The following is a 20153-nucleotide window of genomic DNA, read 5'->3' on the forward strand; positions in this document are numbered from 1 at the left end:
CTGTCGAACCTTGAATTCGACGAGGATGGAGAACGCCAATGCCTGCAGTGCAGGAGACCATTGATCAGGTTCGCGGCTTGGACGTGGACCAGTATAAGTACGGCTTCGAAACAACGATCGAATCCGAGAAGGCCCCAAAGGGTCTTAATGAAGATATCATTCGCTTCATTTCCGCTAAAAAAGAAGAGCCGGAATGGATGCTTGAGTGGCGTCTGAAGGCCTATGAACGCTGGCTCACCATGGAAGAGCCATCATGGGCGCGCGTGGATTATCCAAAGATCGATTTCCAGGATGCGTATTATTACGCAGCCCCAAAGAATCAGACAGGCCCGAAATCGCTGGATGAAGTCGATCCGGAATTGCTTCGCACATATGAAAAGCTTGGTATTCCCCTGCGTGAGCAGGAAATCCTCGCTGGCGTGCGCAAGCAGGGCGATCCAAGCGAAATCGACGGCAATCCATCGGACAACGTTTATGCATCGGGCCGCGTGGCTGTTGATGCTGTGTTCGACAGTGTTTCCGTTGTCACGACCTTTAAGGCAGAGCTTGCCAAAGCGGGCGTGATCTTCTGCTCGATTTCGGAAGCCATTCGCGAGCATCCTGAACTGGTTCAGAAGTATCTCGCTTCGGTTGTTCCGGTTTCGGACAACTATTATGCGACGCTGAACTCGGCTGTCTTCACTGATGGTTCGTTCGTCTATGTACCAAAGGGCGTCCGCTGCCCGATGGAGCTTTCGACCTATTTCCGTATCAATGAGAAGAATACGGGCCAGTTCGAGCGCACGCTGATCATCGCGGAAGAAGGCGCCTACGTCTCCTATCTCGAAGGCTGCACCGCACCACAGCGCGACGAAAACCAGCTCCACGCAGCAGTCGTTGAACTAATCGCGCTCGATAATGCCGAGATCAAGTATTCGACCGTTCAGAACTGGTATCCGGGCGATAGCAGCGGCAAGGGCGGCATCTATAACTTCGTTACCAAGCGTGGCGATTGCCGTGGTGATAATTCCAAGATTTCGTGGACGCAGGTTGAAACCGGCTCCGCTGTAACGTGGAAATATCCTTCCTGCATACTGCGCGGTGACAATTCGCGTGGCGAATTCTACTCGATTGCCGTTTCCAACGGCTATCAGCAGATCGACAGCGGCACCAAGATGATCCACCTCGGTAAAAACACGTCGAGCCGCATCATCTCCAAGGGTATTTCGGCAGGCAATTCCAACAATACCTATCGCGGTCAGGTTTCAGCCCATCGTAAGGCTGAAAATGCCCGCAACTTCACCCAGTGCGACTCGCTCCTGATCGGCAACGATTGCGGTGCGCATACCGTGCCATATATCGAGGCGAAGAACGCCACGGCACAGTTTGAGCACGAGGCAACCACCTCCAAGATTTCCGAAGACCAGCTGTTCTACGTTATGCAGCGCGGCATTCCGGAAGAGGAGGCTATCGCCCTCATCGTCAATGGTTTTGTGAAGGAAGTTATTCAGGAACTGCCAATGGAATTCGCCGTCGAGGCGCAGAAGCTCATTGGCATTTCGCTTGAAGGCAGCGTCGGTTAATCCGGCGCGCTTTACTGCCTTATCACATCCGATTTTCTGGCCAGCCCTTTAACTGGCATAAGCAGCTCTTCGTGAGTCTGCGCTGAGAGACAAGGTTTATACCCATGCTTGAGATCAAGAACCTTCATGCAAAGATCGCTGACACGGATACAGAAATTATCCGTGGTCTGAACCTCACTGTGAACAAGGGCGAAGTTGCCGCCATCATGGGCCCGAACGGCTCGGGCAAGTCGACACTGTCCTACATCCTTGCTGGTCGCGATGATTATGAAGTGACCGAAGGCGACATTCTTTACAACGGCGAGTCGATCCTCGAGCTCGATCCGGCTGAACGCGCTGCCAAGGGCATCTTCCTTGCGTTCCAGTATCCGATGGAAATTCCAGGCGTTGCCACGATGGAGTTCCTGAAGGTTGCGATGAACAGCCAGCGCAAGGCGCGTGGCGAAGCGGAACTGAAGATTCCTGAATTCATCAAGCGCGTGAAGGAAGCCGCTGGCGGCCTTAACATCGACATGGACATGCTGAAGCGTCCGCTCAATGTCGGCTTCTCAGGTGGCGAAAAGAAGCGTGCTGAAATTCTTCAGATGCAGCTTCTCGAACCAAGCCTTTGCGTTCTCGATGAAACCGACTCTGGCCTCGATATTGACGCGCTGAAGATCGTTTCGGATGGCGTGAATGCTCTTCGTTCGCCAGACCGCGCCGTGATCGTGATTACCCACTATCAGCGTCTGCTCGATTACATCGTGCCGGATAGCGTCCATGTTCTTTACAAGGGACAGGTCATCAAGTCGGGTGATAAGACCCTCGCAAACCACCTTGAAGAAAATGGCTATGCCGACATTATCGGCGAAGTGGCCTGAGGAGCGGATTATGAACATCCAGACCTCTAAACCAAGGACACCAGCTGAAAGCGCGCTGATCGACAGCTTCGCCACTCGTATGGGCGAACTGCCGGGCAATGGCGATGTCGTCGTTGCACGCGACAACGCGCTGGAATCGCTGAAAGTGCATGGTCTTCCGTCACGCCGCATTGAAAGCTGGCACTACACGGATTTCCGTACGCTGCTTAAAGGCGTTGCTGATTTCAATCCGACTGCTGGAACCAATGCGCTTCCTGCACTTCTCGCAGGCTCGTCCATCATTGCTGCAAGCAATGGTGCAGCACTTGACGCAAAGGCTCCGGAAGGTGTGACCCTGACTGCTGTGCGCGACGCACTTGCTGATGGCTCGCTCGTTCCGCAGCTTACCGTTAGGGGAACCGATGACACGATCGGCCAGATCAACGCTGCTTATGTAAGCGATGGCTGGGCGTTGTCGATTGCCGATGACGTTGAGCTTGAAGCACCGCTTGAGCTGCAGAACATCCAGAAGACCGGGCAGGGCCACACGCGCTTCCCAGTCGAAATCGGTTCGAACGTCAAGGCAACGATCATTGAGCGTCAGTCAGGTGGTGAAGGCGATGCTTTCTCGACCTCTGTAAGCCATGTGAGCGTTGGCGATGGCGCTGATGTCATCTGGGTTATCCTGCGTGATTTTGGTCAGGCAACGCAGCTTGCCCAGTTCAACGCAACGATTGGCGCAGGATCGAAGCTTACGCTTTACATCGTCAATGCTGGTGGCAAACTGGTTCGTCAGGAAGTGCATCTGACTGTTGCAGGCGAAGATTCGGATTTTGAACTTCGCGGCCTCAATCTTCTGTCTGACGATTCCCACACCGACATCACAATGACGGTGGCGCATCTGGTCGAAAATACACGTTCGACCCAGATCATCCGCAACGTCGTCAAAGATCGCGCGCGTGGTGTGTTCCAGGGCATGATCCGTGTCGCACAGATCGCCCAGAAGACCGACGCCCGCATGGCCTGCAACACGCTGCTGTTGTCTGACGATGGCGAGTTTGATGCAAAGCCTGAGCTGGAAATCTTTGCGGATGACGTGGCTTGCGGCCACGGTGCAACGGTTACGGAGCTGTCGAAAGACTATCTCTTCTATTTGATGGCACGCGGCGTTCCTGAAAACGAAGCCCGCGGCCTGCTGATCAAGGCTTTCATCGCCGAGATCATTGAAGAGCTGGAAAACGAAGCTCTCGTTGAAGCACTGGAAGAAGTGCTCTCGAACTGGCTTGCAGCCCACGCTTGAGTAAATAAGGCGGAGTAATAATTGCTCCGCCTTTTCTGCCTGAATGGTAGAAGGAGCGATCATGGATCAGAAGAATCCAATTGTTGCGGCTTACGATGTCGAAGCGATCCGCAGAGACTTCCCCATCCTGTCACGACAGGTTCATGGCAAGCCGCTCGTTTATCTCGATAATGGCGCATCTGCGCAAAAGCCGCAAAGCGTCATCGACGCTGTTACGCATGCTTATGCGAATGAATATGCCAATGTGCATCGCGGCCTGCATTTTCTTTCCAATGCTGCAACCGATTCTTACGAAAAGTCGCGCGAAACGGTTCGTCGCTTTCTGAATGCCGGTTCCGTTGACGAAATCGTCTTCACCAAGAATGCGACTGAAGCGATCAATACGGTCGCTTACGGTTACGGTATGCCCAATATCGGCGAGGGCGATGAAATCCTTCTGTCGATTATGGAACATCACTCCAATATCGTTCCATGGCACTTCATCCGTGAGAGGCAGGGCGCAAAGCTTGTCTTTACACCGGTCGATGACGAAGGCGTGTTCCATATCGAGGAATTCGAAAAGCGTCTGACCGAGCGTACGAAGCTTGTTGCAATCACCCACATGTCCAACGCGCTTGGCACAGTCACTCCGATCAAGAAGATCGTTGAACTTGCTCATGCGCGCGGCATTCCCGTGCTGGTCGATGGTAGCCAGGGCGCTGTCCACCTGCCGGTCGACGTGCAGGATCTCGGCTGTGACTGGTATGTCTTTACCGGCCATAAAGTCTATGGCCCGTCAGGCATCGGCGTTCTTTATGGTCGCGCTGAAATGCTCGAAAAGATGCGCCCGTTTCAGGGTGGTGGCGAAATGATCGAGGAAGTGACAGAAGAAAACGTCACTTACAATCACCCGCCGCATCGTTTCGAAGCTGGCACACCGCCGATCGTTCAAGCGATTGGCCTTGGCGCTGCGCTTGAATATATGGAAAAAATCGGCCGTCATGCGATCGCAGCCCACGAAGAAGACTTGCGTATTTATGCGCATGAACAACTGGGCAAGATCAATAGCTTGCGCATTTATGGCAATGCTCCGGACAAGGGGGCGATCATCTCGTTTGCGCTTGATGGAATTCACGCGCATGACGTGTCAATGGTCATTGACCGGGCAGGGGTTGCGGTGCGTGCCGGCACGCATTGCGCACAACCGCTCTTGAAACGCTTTGGTGTCACCTCTACATGCCGTGCATCTTTTGGGATGTATAACACCCGTGCTGAAGTGGACGCGCTGGCAGAAGCCTTGGAAAAGGCAAGGAAGTTTTTCGGATGACCGAGATCGAACAAAAAGTTCAGGAACAGACTGAAACCAAGACGGACGATGCAAGCGCATCGGCAGATGGAAAGTCTGTTTTCTCCGCCTCTGCTATTCCGCAGGAAGAGCTGCTTCGGCTGACCGATGATATCATCAGCGCGTTGAAGACTGTTTATGATCCTGAAATACCAGCGGATATTTACGAGCTCGGTCTGATTTACAAGATCGACATCGAAGATGATCGCACGGTCAAAATCGAAATGACGCTGACTGCCCCTGGTTGCCCTGTTGCTGGCGAAATGCCGGGCTGGGTCGAGAATGCCGTTGGTGCAGTTGAAGGTGTTTCGATGGTCGAAGTAACCATGACATTTGATCCGCCATGGTCTGCTGACCGCATGTCGGAAGAAGCGCAGGTCGCTGTCGGCTGGTACTAAGAATGAAAAAGCCCCGCACAATGCGGGGCTTTTTATTTGGTCAGAAGCCTGTCGTGTTCGCGTAGTGCAGGGAATTCTTTCCGATACTTCCCTGTATGAGGCCAACTAGCCCGCCTAGCGCCGTGGCCGCTGATACGAGCCCTTGGCCGCCTCGGAAAGATATAGACAGTACGGCACCCATAAATTTGAGTGCACGGCCTACGATCTTCATTGGCAATTTTTTCAATGTCTTGTTCGGGTTTTCGCGATAACGAGCGCCGAACTCTGTGATGTTGTGGTCACGGTTGCGACGATAATGATAGCTCAGCGTCAGTCGAGACGACGGCACTGTTTCATAGACGATCGCATCGCAAGCCCAGCCGGTTCTTGCGCCAAGCGATTTTGCTTTCGCCCAGAGGTTCCAGTCTTCACCCCCGGTCAGCCCGAAATGGGAATCGAAACGCAGTCCGGTGTTGCGGAAGAAATCTAGTCGTCCCATCCAGCTGCCTGTGGCAACTTTGATGGAGTCACCGCGACCTGCAGCACATTTGCGGCGGCATCTTTTCTCAGCGTTATAACCACTGCGTTTAATACCCGACCAGACAAGCTTTTGAAGAATTGTCAGGTTCTCATCAAAAGGTTTTGGTCTTACCGGGGAGCCTATAATATCGAGCTCCAGTCGATCTCGTTCTGCGAGCAATGTCACAAGCCAGTTTGGCTCAACAAATTCATCGTCATCAACGTAGACTAGAAAGTCAAAACCCTGTTCGATTGCGTGATTCAACGCTCGATTTCGTGCCGAAGAAATGCCTAAAACACCTTCCACGATATAATCGATATGATCGCCTGGCATTTGCGCGCGAAACGTTTCGACGGTCTCATCAAGCGTCGGTAAAGAGTTATTCTCGACAATGAGAAATGAAACGTTGACGTTGTTAGGCTTCTGAATGAAAGCAAGTGATGAAAAAAGGTTGCAGAGCATTTTCGGTCTGCTGCGAGTTACGACGGAAACACAAATGCGCCGTTGACACATGATATATTAAACCAAAAAAGTTTATTTGCGATATTATGCAAGCTTAATATGTATTTGTTATGAATGCAATAGTTGTAAAAAAGAAACGTTGCAACCGCAGGAAAGAGAAAGCAGTCTCTTATTCTTGCAGCTATTTGAATTTGTAAGGGAAAAAAACGAGCATATGATAAATGCGCTAGTGGTGCCCCCAGAGAGACTCGAACTCCCGACCCCCTGATTACAAATCAGGTGCTCTACCAACTGAGCTATAAGGGCAGCACAGGCGTGGAATTAGCATAATTTTCAGCCGTGTAAAGCGAAAATTCACATTCAGCGGGTGATGGTAAGCAGGTTTTGCATATGATAGCCATCATGTCTGTGGAAAATGCACGCTTTGGCTCGCTGGAACGGATAAAAATGAACGATACATCCTTGGCGCTTCACTTCGTTTCTTCAGGGACAGAAGAATCACTCGCAGCTCAGAAAGAGCTGGTGAAGCGTTATGGTCATGTTGCTGCAGAAGACGCCGACACAGTTGTCGCGCTGGGTGGCGATGGTACAATGCTGCAGGCCTTGCGGGATTTCATGAACAGCGGCATTCCCGTTTACGGTATGAACCGTGGTTCAGTGGGCTTTCTAATGAACGAGTTCAGCGTCGAAGATTTGCCTGCGCGCATTCATGCAGCGCAGAAAGAAACAATTCGCCCTCTGGAAATGATTGCGGAAACGGAATCTGCTCCGCCATTCAAGGCTTTGGCAATAAATGAGGTTTCGCTTTTCAGGCAGTCCTATCAGGCCGCCAAGGTGCGGATCACCATTGATGGTAAGGTTCGGCTGGAGGAGCTCGTTTGTGACGGTGTGATGGTCGCGACGCCTGCAGGGTCCACCGCCTATAATCTTTCGGCGCAGGGGCCAATCCTTCCGCTGGAAGCGCCACTTCTAGCTTTGACACCCGTAAGCCCTTTTCGACCAAGGCGATGGGGTGGGGCACTTTTGCCAAAGCATGTAACCCTGCGCATGGACTTGCTTGAAACTGAAAAGCGACCAGTGAATGCAGTTGCTGACAATAACGAAGTTAAATCCGTGAAGGCAGTTACTGTGCGTGAAGACCCGGATAGTCGGGTTGCTATCTTGTTTGATCAAAATCATTCATGGGATGAGCGCATTCTGACAGAACAGTTTAGACATTAGTTGGCTATGAATTTAGTAGTTTCACGCTTTAGTGTTCGGTGAAACATAATAAAATACAAATAAATAAGCATTTTTATATTCTCTCCGGGTATTTTAGTTGACTTTTGCACGTTCTGGACGTAGGCGATGCTGCAAGAAAACGCGTATAGCGTTGCAGATGCCTTTTCTGCCTTGGTTCCTGCGCCGGATGACGCGGCTGCAATGACAGGATGGGTGGAACTCACTTCCAAACAGAGAGCTGCGCTTCCATTGACAACATTTGCCGAACTCGGTCTTTCCCCGAAAGTGCTCGCTGCTGTTGAAGCTGCGGGATACACCGCGCCTACGCCTATCCAAGCGGGAGCAATTCCTCCAGCGCTTGAGCGTAAGGATGTGCTTGGTATTGCACAGACGGGCACCGGAAAGACTGCATCTTTCGTTCTGCCTATGCTCACGCTTTTGGAAAAAGGCCGTGCTCGCGCTCGTATGCCTCGCACACTCATTCTCGAACCAACGCGCGAACTCGCAGCGCAGGTCGAAGAAAACTTTGTGAAATATGGCATTAATCAGCGTTTGAATGTTGCTCTGCTCATCGGCGGTGTTTCGTTTGACGAGCAGGAACGCAAGCTTGAACGCGGCGCAGATGTGCTGATCGCCACGCCTGGTCGTCTTCTCGACCATTTTGAGCGCGGCAAACTGCTCCTGACTGGTGTTGAAATTCTCGTCATCGACGAAGCTGACCGTATGCTCGACATGGGTTTCATTCCCGACATCGAGCGTATCTGCAAGCTGATCCCGTTTACCCGTCAGACGCTGTTTTTCTCGGCAACCATGCCGCCAGAAATTACCAAGTTGACCGAACAGTTCCTGCATTCGCCAACGCGTATCGAAGTTGCCAAGGCTTCTTCAACCGCAAAGACTGTGACGCAGCGTCTGGTCAAGTCGGGTAAGAAGGACTGGGACAAGCGCGCAGCTCTGCGTGATCTGATCCGCAGCGAACAAGATTCGCTCAAGAACGCGATCATCTTCTGTAATCGTAAGAAAGATGTGTCCGAGCTGTTCCGTTCGCTTGTTCGTCATGAGTTCAATGCAGGCGCTTTGCATGGAGATATGGATCAGCGCGCACGCATGACGATGTTGGCAAACTTCAAGGAAGGCAAGTTGCAACTGCTGGTTGCCTCTGATGTTGCTGCACGCGGCCTTGATATCCCTGATGTGAGCCACGTCTTCAATTACGATATTCCGATTCATTCGGAGGACTATGTCCATCGTATTGGTCGTACTGGTCGTGCCGGTCGTTCAGGCAAAGCATTTACGCTGGTAACCACTGCAGACACGAAGTATCTGACCGCAATCGAATCCATGATTGGTGAAAAGATCGAATGGGTGGACGGTGATCTTTCTACATTGCCAGCGGCTGACGAATCTGAAGATACGTCACGCAAGGGCAAGAATGCCCGAGGTAAAGGCAAAGATGCCAAGGGTAAGTCGAAAGACAAACAGAAGGTCGAGGCACCTGTGATCGTTCAGGCCGATGAACCGCAACCAGTTATCAATGAAATAAAAGATCGCCGCGATGCAATCCGTCATTCAAATGACGACCGTCGCGGCAAGCCGCAGCACGATAATCATAAGCGGCGCCGTGATCGCGATGATGATGATGGTCCAGTGCCGATTGGCTTCGGTAACGACATTCCAGCATTCATGCTGATCCCGACAGGGATACTGGCGTAAGGCTTAGAAGAAACAAAAAGCCGCTCAATTCAGTGAGCGGCTTTTATTTTTTTGCTTCTGATCTGAGGCTGGCTGCAAATGCAAGTCGCGCCCATTCGGTCATGATTTCCGGATCATCATAAGCTTCGTCCGGCACACTCCAATAGGGCATTGCAATGGTTTTTCCGTTCTTGCGGCCGTCGTAAGTCCACTGTGTCGATCCCGCAGCGATGAAAGCCGGTGCGCTTTCCTGATCTACCTTTAAAAGCAACTCATCCTGAACAACAAGCGCTACGATCAAACCTTGATGGTATATACCTTTGCCGCCAAACATGCGGCGGATGCTGATCGTCCCTAAGCCTTCAAAAAGGTCTCGTAGAGATTGATCATCCATGGAATGGGTAATCCTGAACGGTTAAGCAGCGCCCTGCATCTGGCGAAGGCTTTCTGGTGACGCTGCTGTGAGCTCGACAGACTCACCGCAACCGCAAGCCGATGTCTGGTTTGGATTATTGAAAACAAAACCAGTGCGCAACGTGGTCACTTCGAAATCCATTTGAGTGCCAAGCAGGAATAACACGGCTTCTGGAGCAATATAGACCTTAGCTCCGTTCTTTTCGACGGAATCATCACCGGCCTTTGGCTCAGTGACGAGATCAATCGTATATTCCATGCCAGCGCAGCCGCCTTTTTTTACGCCTACGCGGATACCGAGGGCACCGTCACGGGAAGCCATGATTTCATTAACGCGCGCTGCGGCTGCATCGGTAAGCGTCAAGACTGAGAAACGGCCCATGTTCATCTCTTCCGGTGTTATGCTGGTTTGTGACTGAAGAATCATCCAGTCTGTTCGCAACGTTGCGCTTTTCTGCGCGATTGCCACGTTTTTACTATAGTTAGTGTTGTAACATCATTACTGCAAGACACCAAATCAGTCGTTGTCCTGGCTGGCAAACACATCTTGGTGTGCTGCAACCAAAGAATTGCTGGAAGAGGAGACGCGTATGTTGATTGAACGCATGAAGCCTTTGATGCTTGCCGGGATTGCTGGCGTTTTCAGCACGATGATTTTGGTCTCTGGCACGCAAGCGCAGGAAGCGCCTAAGAAAGCAGCTCCTGAGCAGGAACAGACCAAGCCGGTCGAAGAGACAAAACCGTCTGAGCAGACGCAGGACGCGTCTGATGGCGTTACGGTGCCTGATTATCGCGATGATAGGTCCACGCCGCAGGCGTTAATGGAATCCTATTATAATGCGATCAACCGCAAGGAATATGCTCGCGCTTATAGCTATTACTCGGAAGAAGGACGTGAACCGGACTTTAAGGTCTTCGTTAAAGGTTATGAGAAAACTAAGAGCGTGAAGGTTGCAGTTCGTAAGACTGATCCAGATCCGGGGGCAGGGCAGATTTACTGGAGTCTTCCGATTGCAATCGAATCCGAAAGCGATGATGGCAAGAAGGAAGTTTATACCGGCTGCTATACAATTCGCCTTACCAATCCCGGTATGCAGGAAGAGCCACCATATAAGCCCATGCAGATTATGACCGGTTCGCTCACCAAGTCGCCGCTTGAAATTGAGAAAAGCGTTCCGGAAAGCTGCGAAGCGCCATAATGAAAGATGTTGCTTGACCTTACCACGATGGGAAGCTGCATTGTGGGTATAGTGAAAGCAAGGAGTGATTTGAATGGTTACGTTTTCAATTCCCAAGATGAAATGTGGCGGTTGTGCTGAGAGCGTTACAAATGCACTGCACAAGATCGATGGAGCATCCACGGTGGATATTGATCTCGATAAGAAAGAGGCCAAATTCGTAAGCAAAGCTTCAAATGACGATGCACTCAACGCACTTGCTGCAGCGGGCTATCCAGCAACGATCACGCAATAATGTGATCAACCTCACAAGCGTTTTGATAATGCATGACTTGTAAGACGCTTATCCAAAGCCTAAGTGCCGGACGCAGATGCGCCCGGCATTTTTGTTTTGATAGAATGATATACGGTGCGGAGAGGCGACCAAGTGCTGCAGCTGGGCCTGCAAAACTTGTGTTTGATTGACTGGAAGGCCGATTTTTGCCACATCAGCGGCAAATCTCGTTTATGGTGCCCCGTAACGACAGCGAACTGAGATGATAGCATTGGATGCGTTATCCAGGCTCTGTTCATAAAGGGTGCCAGAAGGCATAATCATCGCGTTATCGCGATATAGAAGGATGTAGGGCATGGCTATGGCAGCCGATTTCCAGGATCTTCGCACGAAGATGGTCGATAACCAGATCCGTACCACGGATGTAACGGACCTTCGGGTCATCGACGCTTTTCTGACCGTTCCGCGCGAAGTTTTTGTTCCGGCAAACCGTCAGGTGCTTGCCTATATCGACGAAGACCAGCTTCTCGAAGGCGAGGGCAGTGCACCACGCTATCTGATGGAGCCGTCACCTTTTGCAAAGCTTATTCAGCTCGCAAAGGTAAATAAGAACGACGTCGTTCTCGATATCGGCTGTGGCACTGGTTACTCTTCGGCCATCCTTTCTGAGCTGGCAGGTTCGGTTATTGGTCTTGAAAGTGATTCCTCTTTGTCAGCTATTGCAGCGGCTCGTTTGCAGGAATTGGGCCATGACAATGTTGTGATCGTTTCAGGCGATTTGAAAGCAGGCTACCCTTCTGAAGCGCCTTACGATGTGATTTTCATCGAGGGTGCAGTTGATTTTGTACCGGAAGTACTTTTCAATCAGCTAAAGGAAGGTGGTCGTTTGATCGCCGTCGAAGGCCGTGGAAACGCCGGAGTTGCAAGGATTTACGTGAAAGAAAACGGCGTGGCTTCTGGTCGTAGCGTTTTCAACACTGCAGTTCGTCCGCTTCCAGGTTTTGAGCGTGTTGAGCAGTTCGAGTTCTAATCCAGAGCATGGGGCAATTCTGCAACGATGCGGAAATTGTTTGTGAAAGCACTGGCGGGAAAGATGGAAATAGCGGAATTTACACGTTATTAAGTCTTCCCGAACCGATCGGTTCGATTATAGATTCGTTTGTTCTTATATGAGGTATACGGTGTTCAAAGCGTGCAAAGGACTTATGGCGGCGGCAATACTCCTGTCGGGCACCGTTTTATCGGGCCAGGCCGCTTTGTCAGAGACGCTGAACGGCGCTCTCATGAAGGCGTATAAGAACAATGCTACCCTGAACTCATCGCGGGCAGGTGTGCGTATTCAGGACGAAAATGTTGCGATTGCAAAATCCGGCTATCGTCCACAGATCACCGGTAGCTATAACGTAGCTCGTGGCAAGTCGCCTACCTCTGATTATAGAACGACCGGCACTTACGGCATTGAGCTGAACCAGATGTTGTTCGATGGTTTTCAGACCAAGAACAACGTTGCTTCAGCAGAAACCACAGTTTTTGCTCAGCGCGAGAATCTCCGAAATGACGAACAGAACACGCTCCTAGAGGCCGTTCAGGCCTATATGAACGTGTATCAGCTTCGCCAGATTGCGGCTTTGCGCGAGAAAAATCTGGCCGCTATGAATGAGCAGGTACGCGCCTCGCGTGCTCGCCTTGACGTAGGTGAAGGCACTCGTACCGATGTTGCTCAGTCAGAATCGCAGCGTTCTACTGCAATCGCGCAACTCAACTCTGCTCGTGCAGACGTTAAGTCTGCCGAAGCGACCTATGTTCAGGTTATCGGCTCACAGCCAGATCGCCTTTCTACGGCACCAGCTGCAAAAAATCTGCCACGTTCACCAGACCAAGCCTACGCGAATGCAGTGACTGTGCATCCTGGTATTCTTGCCACTCAATATGCAGTTAACGCGCAAGGCTTTAACGTCAAGGCCAAGGAAGGCGCTTTGCTGCCGACTGTCGGTCTGACGGCAAGTGCCAGCCATCTCGACACCTATGCCGGTACGAGTGTAGGCGACGGTAACTCTGCTTCGGTCGGTGTAGGTGTAAGCATTCCAATCTATACCGGTGGCCGCACTTCTGCGCAGGTCCGCCAGGCAAAGGAACAGCTCGGTCAGGCACGTATCGAAGTCGATATCGTTCAGGATAAAGTTCGTCAGGCAATCAGCTCTGCTTGGTCGCAGCTTGAAGCAGCTCGTGCATCCGTGAAAGCGAACCGCGATGGCATCGCTGCAGCTCAGCTTGCTCTTGATGGTGTGATTGAAGAACGTAAAGTTGGTCAGCGCACGACGCTAGACGTATTGAATGCTCAGAATGATCTCGTCAGCGTACAGATCGCACTCGTTCAGGCTGAACATGACTCGATTGTTGCAAGCTATGCGCTTCTGAATGCCAGTGGACGTATGACGGCACAGGACATGCAGTTGCAGGTCGCTCAGTACAAGCCTGAAGAACATTACAATGCAGTCAAGGACAAATGGTTCGGTTTGCGTACACCGGATGGTCGCTGAGCCCTATCATAAGCATTAGTAAAAACGGCGCCCTCATCGGCGCCGTTTTTGTATGATTCGTCTTTCGGTTCGTAATTCTTAATAAAATGATAAAGCTGTGGGTTCGGATCACACATACCTGTGCAGGGATTCTCAAATCGCTGCATGTCCGATACCCTTAATCCATTGATTCTCTGCCTGTGTGAGTAATTGGCAAAAAGGGAAAGACGGACAGCTATGGCACAAACATCCAGCGCAGCACGCGAACCGTCGATGGAAGAAATCTTGGCTTCCATTCGCCGGATTATCGAAGATAGCGATGTTACGCGTCATCCGGCGCCTGCCGCATCCGCATTTCCTTCTCGTGGTGAGGTTGCCAAATTCCGCCGACCTGCAACGATAGAAGAGCAACAGCCTGAAGCCGTGGAGAAGCCGGTGGCAAAAGCCCCGATTTTCTCTGAGGAACCAATCCTGCGCGGCCCGATTGCCGAACCTGCAAAAGAGGTTTCTGTTGTTGACGAAACTGTCGATGCTGACGAGGAAGAGGCTGATTTCATTCCTGACGCGCAAAACGATGACAATCGTAGCGGAATCGTCGAAGCCACTGCTGAGATAGACAATACCGTGTCCGCTGAAGCTCAAGTTGACGATAAGATCAGTGCGTCATGGACCGAAGACGTGTCAGAACCAGAGGCTGAAGTGGCTCCAGTTGCTGAGGCGCAGCCTGCTGACTTGAAAGCGCAGGGCGCAGCACATATTTTGTCGGAAGGCACAGGACGTAAAGTAGCTGCAGCATTTCAGGATTTGAATCACGCTGTTCATTCCGAACCGCGCCGTTCCTTTGATGAAATCGCATCAGATCTTTTGCGTCCAATGCTACAAGATTGGCTCGATACCAATCTGCCTCCGCTTGTCGAGCGACTTGTTCGCGAAGAAATCGAACGTGTGGTGAGAGGCGAACGCTAACCGTCGCACGTCAGATTGGACTCTTTAACCCGTCTGTCATGCAGGCGGGTTTTCACTTTTAGGGTGATTTGTCGGCTGTTAGTTGCTATTCACCCGTCAATCAATTCATTCCGCATAAAGACCGGACGTTTCCATGCTTGAGAAGACTTATGACGCCGCGGCCGTAGAGCCGAAAATCGCTGAACGCTGGGAAGAAGCTGGCGCATTCAAGGCGGGTGCAGGTTCAAAGCCTGGCGCCGATCCATTTGCTGTGGTTATTCCTCCGCCGAATGTGACGGGGTCGCTTCACATGGGCCACGCGCTCAACAATACGATTCAGGACATCATGGTCCGTTTTGAACGTATGCGCGGCAAGAACGTTCTTTGGCAGCCAGGCATGGATCATGCGGGTATTGCCACGCAGATGGTTGTTGAGCGCCAGCTCGCTGAGCGTCAGGAACCAAATCGCCATGCCATGGGCCGCGAAAAATTCATTGAACGCATCTGGCAGTGGAAGTCGGAATCCGGAGGCTTGATTTCCAATCAGCTTCGTCGCCTCGGCGCATCATGCGATTGGTCGCGTGAACGTTTTACGATGGACGAGGGGCTGTCACGCGCTGTTCTTGAAGTGTTTGTCTCTCTTTACAAGCAGGGACTGATTTATCGCGACAAGCGCTTGGTCAACTGGGATCCGAAGTTGCTTACCGCAATTTCCGATATTGAAGTCGAATCCCGCGAGATCAAAGGCCACCTGTGGCATTTGCGTTATCCGCTGGAAAACATTCCTTTCGATCCAGAAAACCCACATACATTCATTGTTGTCGCCACCACGCGGCCTGAAACAATGCTTGGTGATACGGGTGTTGCTGTTAATCCGAAGGATGAGCGTTATCACGCTTCAATTGGCAACAATATCGTACTGCCACTCGTTGGCCGCCGTATTCCGATTGTTGCGGATGATTATGCTGACCCGGAAGCAGGTTCCGGTGCGGTTAAAATTACGCCTGCTCATGACTTCAACGACTTTGAAGTTGGCAAGCGTAATGACCTGCGCGTCATCAATATTCTCACGCCTTCTGCTGCGATCACTCTCAAGGGCAACGTTGATTTCCTTGAAGGTCTGGAAGTAACGCCTGAGCTCAATGCGCTTATCAACGAGTTTGAAGGACTAGACCGTTTTGCTGCGCGCAAACGTCTTGTCGAAACGCTTGAAGAGCGGGGTTATCTCGAAAAGATCGAGGATCACACGCATGCGGTTCCGCATGGTGATCGCGGTGGCGTACCGATTGAGCCTTACCTGACCGACCAGTGGTATGTGAATGCGGCTGAACTTGCAAAGCCAGCTATGGCTGCGGTTCGTGATGGGCGCACGCAGATTGTGCCGAAGAACTGGGAAAAGACCTACTTTGACTGGATGGAAAACATTCAGCCATGGTGTGTTTCGCGTCAGCTCTGGTGGGGCCATCAGATCCCGGCATGGTATGGACCAGATGGAAAGTGGTTCGTCGAGAAGAGTGAAGAGGAAGCCAAAGCTGCGGCTCTCGCACATTACGGCGAAAACGTTGCTCTGGAACGCGATACGGACGTTCTGGATACCTGGTTCTCATCAGGTCTCTGGCCGTTCTCCACACTCGGCTGGCCTGACAAGACACCTGAACTCGCGGCCTATTATCCAACCAGCGTTCTGGTAACTGGTTTCGATATTCTGTTCTTCTGGGTTGCCCGCATGATGATGATGGGCATGCACTTCATGGAGGAGATTCCGTTCCACACGGTTTATCTCCACGCACTCGTGCGCGATAAGCACGGCGCAAAGATGTCGAAGTCCAAGGGCAATGTTATCGATCCGCTTGAGCTGATGGATGAGTATGGCGCAGATGCTCTGCGCTTCACACTTGCGATCATGGCGGCTCAGGGACGCGACGTGAAGCTCGATCCAGCGCGTATTGCTGGCTATCGTAACTTCGGCACCAAGCTCTGGAATGCAACACGTTTCGCGCAGATGAATGGTGTTAAGCTCGACCCGAACTTCAAGCCTGATGATGCGAAACTCGCTGTTAATCGCTGGATTCTGACTGAGCTTACGAAAGCAACAAGCGCAGTTACTGACGGCATTGCGAACTATCGTTTCAACGAAGCAGCAAGCGCTGCCTATCGTTTTGTCTGGAACCAGTTCTGCGATTGGTATCTGGAACTGCTCAAGCCGATCTTTATGGGCGATGATGAGGCTGCCAAGGCAGAAGCACAGGCAACGGCTGCCTACTGTCTGGATGAGATCTATAAAATCCTGCATCCGTTCATGCCGTTCATGACCGAAGAGCTTTGGACATTGACCGCAGGCGATGATGCAAAGCGCGATACAGTTCTTGCTTTGGCAGAATGGCCAGAACTGTCGTTTGAGGATGAAGAGTCCGCCGCAGATATCAACTGGCTGGTTGATCTTGTCATGGGCATTCGTTCTGTTCGTGCGGAGATGAATGTTCCGGCAGGTGCTGTTGCACCGATTGTTGTTCTCGAAGCGAATGAAACAACCATTGATCGTTTCGCGCGTCATGATGCTGCTATCAAGCGTCTTGCGCGTGTGGAATCGGTTTCCTTTGCTAATGAAGCACCAAAAGGCTCTGCTCAGCTGGTGCATGGCGAAGCCACGATTTGTCTTCCTTTGGGCAGTCTGATTGATCTGAAAGCTGAAGCCGCTCGCATGGCGAAGGAAGCAGGTAAGATCGCGGCCGAAATGGAAAAAATCGAGAAGAAGCTCTCAAACGAAAAGTTCGTGGAGAACGCCAAGGAAGAAGTTGTTCAGGCAGAACGTGAGCGGCTCGCTGAGCTCAAAGATGCGGCTGCACGCGTTGCAACCGCCGAAGCACGTATCCGTGAAGCAGGCTGATTTCGGCAGTTAGCAACAGCTTTACCTCGAATCACAAGCCCGGCAATTTCGCATTGCCGGGCTTTTCTGTGTCGGTGGGTCACAATTAGCTTGTTTCAAGGCGCTCTAAAGTTCATCGAACCGCCGTTTCGATTGTTTTTCCGCGCTGTTGCGCTTTAGCAACAAGGCGTGATTTGGGCCGAAAAGTGGCTAAAATTGGCGTTTTAAAGGAGGTTAGAACCAAGAAATTTAGAAGAATTCGCAATTAGCATGCTAATTTTGTGCTTTTCGCCAAAACACATCTTCGCTACTCGCTGTTCTCCCAATTTATCTATCTTGCGGGCTGAATCCTTCCTGATTTACGTTTGCGTCAAAGTAAATTGCTGAAGTTCATTGCATTCTGTTTGGGAGGACACTTTATGAAACTGCAGCGCATGAAAGCTGTCGGAATCGCAGCCGGTCTGTTGGGGAGTGCCGTAAGTGCACATGCAGGCGGTTTGGAGCGTAGCTCGCAGGATTTTGATATCCTGTTTGAGCAAGGAACCGTGATCGACACGACGGGGACTTTCGTTTCGCCACAGCGTAAGCTGAAGAACATTCGTGGTCCAATTGGCGACAGAACCGGTAACATCAACCCGTTGAGCGGTCGTCCTTATTCCTCTGACGTCGATGAGGCCAAGAGCTATTGGGTTCCGAAGTTTTCGGCAAAGGTTGATCTTACTGACGATCTCGCTTGTGCGGCCCAGTACCGTCAGCCTTGGGGTATTCATACGGATGTTGGTACAGACAACCTTCGTATGTTTACGGCAATCGAGCAGAAGATTTCCTCCAACGATTACGGCCTGAACTGTTCTTATCGGTTCAATGCGGGGGAAAAGGGTTACTTCCGTCTTCTCGGTGGCGTTAGCTATCAGGAGCTGAAGGGTGAGCAGACCCGTATGATCCCTCCGGGTTCAGCTTTCGGTGGCACGTTCCGTGTCGCTTCTCTTGATGTTGAAGACAAAGCTTTTGGCTGGCGTATCGGTGCTGCCTACGAACTTCCTGAATACGCAATTCGCGCAAGCGTCGTGTATCAGTCTGAAGTCAAGTACAATCTGGAAGGCACTATTGATAACCTGGCTCTGAGCCCGCTCACTGGGCGCTCGCTTCCAATCGCTGTCGCAGGTGATGTTGCTACGCCGCAGTCTGTAGAGTTCAAGTTCCAGACGGGTATTGCTCCTGACTGGCTCGCATTCGGTTCGGTCAAGTGGACCGATTGGTCGAGTGTTGAAACTGTTGCGTTCGACTCTTCTGCCAATCTTCAGCTGGCGCCTGGTGTAATTGTTCCTAAGGGAACGAATATCACAAACCTGAACCTCTACTATCAGGATGGCTGGACTGTCAGTGGCGGTGTTGGTCACAAGTTCAACGAACAGTGGTCTGCTGCTGCAACCGTTACCTGGGATCGTGGAACGACAACCGGTTTGACATCGCAGACCGACCTCTGGCTCTTTGGTCTGGGCACAAACTACAAGGCAACGGAAAACTTTGAAATCCGTCTCGCTGGTGCTGCTGGCTGGCTCACGTCGGGCGAAATGGACGATACCATCGTGAACGGTAAGCCAAACGCTACCGGCTCGAAGGGTGAGTTTGGTAATGATTTCGTCGGCGGTCTGTCGCTGACGGCCAAAGTTAAGTTCTGATCGTCTGAACACCACAATGAAAAGCCCGGCTTCGAGCCGGGCTTTTTTGTTTCAAGCTTAGTATCTTATTGCTCAAGTCGAGCGAGCAGAGAGGAGGTATCCCAGCGACCGCCGCCGATCTTCTGCACTTCTTTATAGAACTGATCAACAAGGGCTGTTACCGGAAGAAGCGCGCCGTTGCGGTTGGCTTCCTCAAGGCAAATCCCAAGATCCTTGCGCATCCAATCAACAGCGAATCCAAACTCATATTTGCCTTGGTTCATCGTGTTATGACGATTTTCCATCTGCCAGGAGCCTGCAGCACCTTTGGAAATAACGGCAACCAGTTTCTCGATATCGAGACCAGCTTTTTTACCAAAGTGAATACCTTCCGCCAGTCCTTGCACCAGACCTGCGATGCAAATCTGATTGACCATCTTGGCAAGTTGTCCAGAGCCAACAGGCCCCATAAGCCCGACCGAGCGCGCATAGGATTCAATGATCGGCTTTGCTTTTTCAAAGACCGCCTCTGATGCGCCGACCATAACCGTAAGGACGCCGTTTTCAGCTCCAGCTTGACCGCCGGAAACTGGCGCATCTATGAAGTGAAAACCGCGCTTTTGCGCTTCCCCGTCAAGCTCGCGTGCAACTTCGGCTGAAGCTGTCGTGTTATCGATGAACACGGCATTCTTTTTCATTGTTGCAAAGGCGCCGTTCGGCCCGGTTGTCACTTCACGTAGATCGTCGTCATTGCCCACGCAGCTGAAAACAAAATCTGCATCACGAGCTGCTTCCGCCGGGGTGGCCGCATGATTTCCACCAAACTGTTCTGCCCACTTGGAAGCTTTTGCACTTGTTCGATTATAAACGGTAACGTCGTAGCCGCCCTTGGTTTTCAGGTGACCAGCCATTGGATAGCCCATCACGCCGAGGCCGAGGAAGGCCACTTTAATTGCTGTCATTGTCAGATACCTCCGGAGGGAATGCGTAGAAACATCG

General features: G+C 51.5%; 18 protein-coding genes and 1 tRNA gene. 14 read left to right on the plus strand and 5 right to left on the minus strand.

What is annotated here, in order from left to right; all coding sequences use genetic code 11:
- The first annotated feature begins 38 nt into the window (after positions 1-38).
- The 5 genes from sufB (at position 39) to CEV34_RS13710 (ending at position 5423) form a co-directional block, all read left to right on the plus strand.
- On the plus strand, positions 39-1562 hold the full coding sequence (gene sufB / locus CEV34_RS13690; protein WP_007874786.1) for a Fe-S cluster assembly protein SufB: 1524 nt from the start codon (positions 39-41) through the stop codon (positions 1560-1562).
- A gap of 104 nt (positions 1563-1666) precedes the next feature.
- Entirely contained in the window at positions 1667-2422 is a 756-nt protein-coding gene (gene sufC / locus CEV34_RS13695) for a Fe-S cluster assembly ATPase SufC (protein ID WP_007874788.1), read from the plus strand.
- A gap of 10 nt (positions 2423-2432) precedes the next feature.
- The gene (gene sufD, locus CEV34_RS13700; RefSeq protein ID WP_007874790.1) at positions 2433-3701 is read left to right on the plus strand and encodes a Fe-S cluster assembly protein SufD; all 1269 of its coding nucleotides are present in this window, start codon (positions 2433-2435) and stop codon (positions 3699-3701) included.
- A gap of 61 nt (positions 3702-3762) precedes the next feature.
- Positions 3763-5007: a cysteine desulfurase gene (locus CEV34_RS13705; protein WP_007874791.1), complete on the plus strand. Its 1245-nt coding sequence runs from the start codon at positions 3763-3765 to the stop codon at positions 5005-5007.
- Positions 5004-5423 carry an SUF system Fe-S cluster assembly protein gene (locus tag CEV34_RS13710; RefSeq protein WP_007874794.1) on the plus strand — a complete coding sequence of 140 codons (420 nt, stop codon included), beginning with the start codon at positions 5004-5006 and terminating at the stop codon, positions 5421-5423. Before CEV34_RS13705 ends, CEV34_RS13710 begins: the two co-directional genes overlap by 4 nt.
- Before the next feature lie 40 nt (positions 5424-5463).
- Here the strand turns inward: CEV34_RS13710 and CEV34_RS13715 are convergent, their stop codons facing one another.
- On the minus strand, positions 5464-6435 hold the full coding sequence (locus CEV34_RS13715; RefSeq protein ID WP_039859723.1) for a glycosyltransferase family 2 protein: 972 nt from the start codon (positions 6433-6435) through the stop codon (positions 5464-5466).
- A 179-nt stretch (positions 6436-6614) separates the two neighbouring features.
- A tRNA-Thr gene (locus CEV34_RS13720) sits at positions 6615-6690 on the minus strand.
- Positions 6691-6831: 141 nt separating this feature from the next.
- Between CEV34_RS13720 and CEV34_RS13725 the strand changes: the two genes are divergently transcribed.
- Positions 6832-7605: an NAD kinase gene (locus tag CEV34_RS13725; protein WP_007874798.1), complete on the plus strand. Its 774-nt coding sequence runs from the start codon at positions 6832-6834 to the stop codon at positions 7603-7605.
- Between the two features lie 249 nt (positions 7606-7854).
- A complete protein-coding gene (locus tag CEV34_RS13730) occupies positions 7855-9318 on the plus strand; it encodes a DEAD/DEAH box helicase (protein ID WP_007874799.1) in 1464 nt (487 codons plus the stop codon).
- A 43-nt stretch (positions 9319-9361) separates the two neighbouring features.
- Here CEV34_RS13730 and CEV34_RS13735 read toward each other — a convergent pair whose 3' ends face one another.
- On the minus strand, positions 9362-9691 hold the full coding sequence (locus CEV34_RS13735; protein WP_007874801.1) for a TfoX/Sxy family protein: 330 nt from the start codon (positions 9689-9691) through the stop codon (positions 9362-9364).
- Positions 9692-9712: 21 nt separating this feature from the next.
- Entirely contained in the window at positions 9713-10093 is a 381-nt protein-coding gene (gene sufA / locus CEV34_RS13740) for a Fe-S cluster assembly scaffold SufA (protein WP_007874803.1), read from the minus strand.
- A 208-nt stretch (positions 10094-10301) separates the two neighbouring features.
- Between sufA and CEV34_RS13745 the strand changes: the two genes are divergently transcribed.
- The 7 genes from CEV34_RS13745 (at position 10302) to CEV34_RS13775 (ending at position 19175) form a co-directional block, all read left to right on the plus strand.
- The gene (locus CEV34_RS13745; RefSeq protein WP_007874812.1) at positions 10302-10910 is read left to right on the plus strand and encodes a Cif family virulence factor; all 609 of its coding nucleotides are present in this window, start codon (positions 10302-10304) and stop codon (positions 10908-10910) included.
- Between the two features lie 73 nt (positions 10911-10983).
- Positions 10984-11184: a heavy-metal-associated domain-containing protein gene (locus tag CEV34_RS13750; protein WP_007874820.1), complete on the plus strand. Its 201-nt coding sequence runs from the start codon at positions 10984-10986 to the stop codon at positions 11182-11184.
- Between the two features lie 340 nt (positions 11185-11524).
- On the plus strand, positions 11525-12193 hold the full coding sequence (locus tag CEV34_RS13755) for a protein-L-isoaspartate O-methyltransferase family protein (RefSeq protein WP_007874821.1): 669 nt from the start codon (positions 11525-11527) through the stop codon (positions 12191-12193).
- Between the two features lie 139 nt (positions 12194-12332).
- The gene (locus tag CEV34_RS13760) at positions 12333-13703 is read left to right on the plus strand and encodes a TolC family outer membrane protein (RefSeq protein WP_079211819.1); all 1371 of its coding nucleotides are present in this window, start codon (positions 12333-12335) and stop codon (positions 13701-13703) included.
- 216 nt (positions 13704-13919) lie between these two features.
- Positions 13920-14648: a PopZ family protein gene (locus tag CEV34_RS13765; protein WP_007874824.1), complete on the plus strand. Its 729-nt coding sequence runs from the start codon at positions 13920-13922 to the stop codon at positions 14646-14648.
- A 133-nt stretch (positions 14649-14781) separates the two neighbouring features.
- Positions 14782-17514: a valine--tRNA ligase gene (locus CEV34_RS13770; RefSeq protein ID WP_007874825.1), complete on the plus strand. Its 2733-nt coding sequence runs from the start codon at positions 14782-14784 to the stop codon at positions 17512-17514.
- Positions 17515-17927: 413 nt separating this feature from the next.
- A complete protein-coding gene (locus CEV34_RS13775; protein ID WP_268876929.1) occupies positions 17928-19175 on the plus strand; it encodes an OmpP1/FadL family transporter in 1248 nt (415 codons plus the stop codon).
- A 65-nt stretch (positions 19176-19240) separates the two neighbouring features.
- Here the strand turns inward: CEV34_RS13775 and CEV34_RS13780 are convergent, their stop codons facing one another.
- Positions 19241-20116 carry an NAD(P)-dependent oxidoreductase gene (locus CEV34_RS13780; RefSeq protein WP_007874827.1) on the minus strand — a complete coding sequence of 292 codons (876 nt, stop codon included), beginning with the start codon at positions 20114-20116 and terminating at the stop codon, positions 19241-19243.
- Positions 20117-20153: the final 37 nt, after the last annotated feature.

Origin of the sequence: Brucella pseudogrignonensis, from assembly GCF_002252525.1 — a bacterium.
Classification (GTDB): domain Bacteria; phylum Pseudomonadota; class Alphaproteobacteria; order Rhizobiales; family Rhizobiaceae; genus Brucella; species Brucella pseudogrignonensis.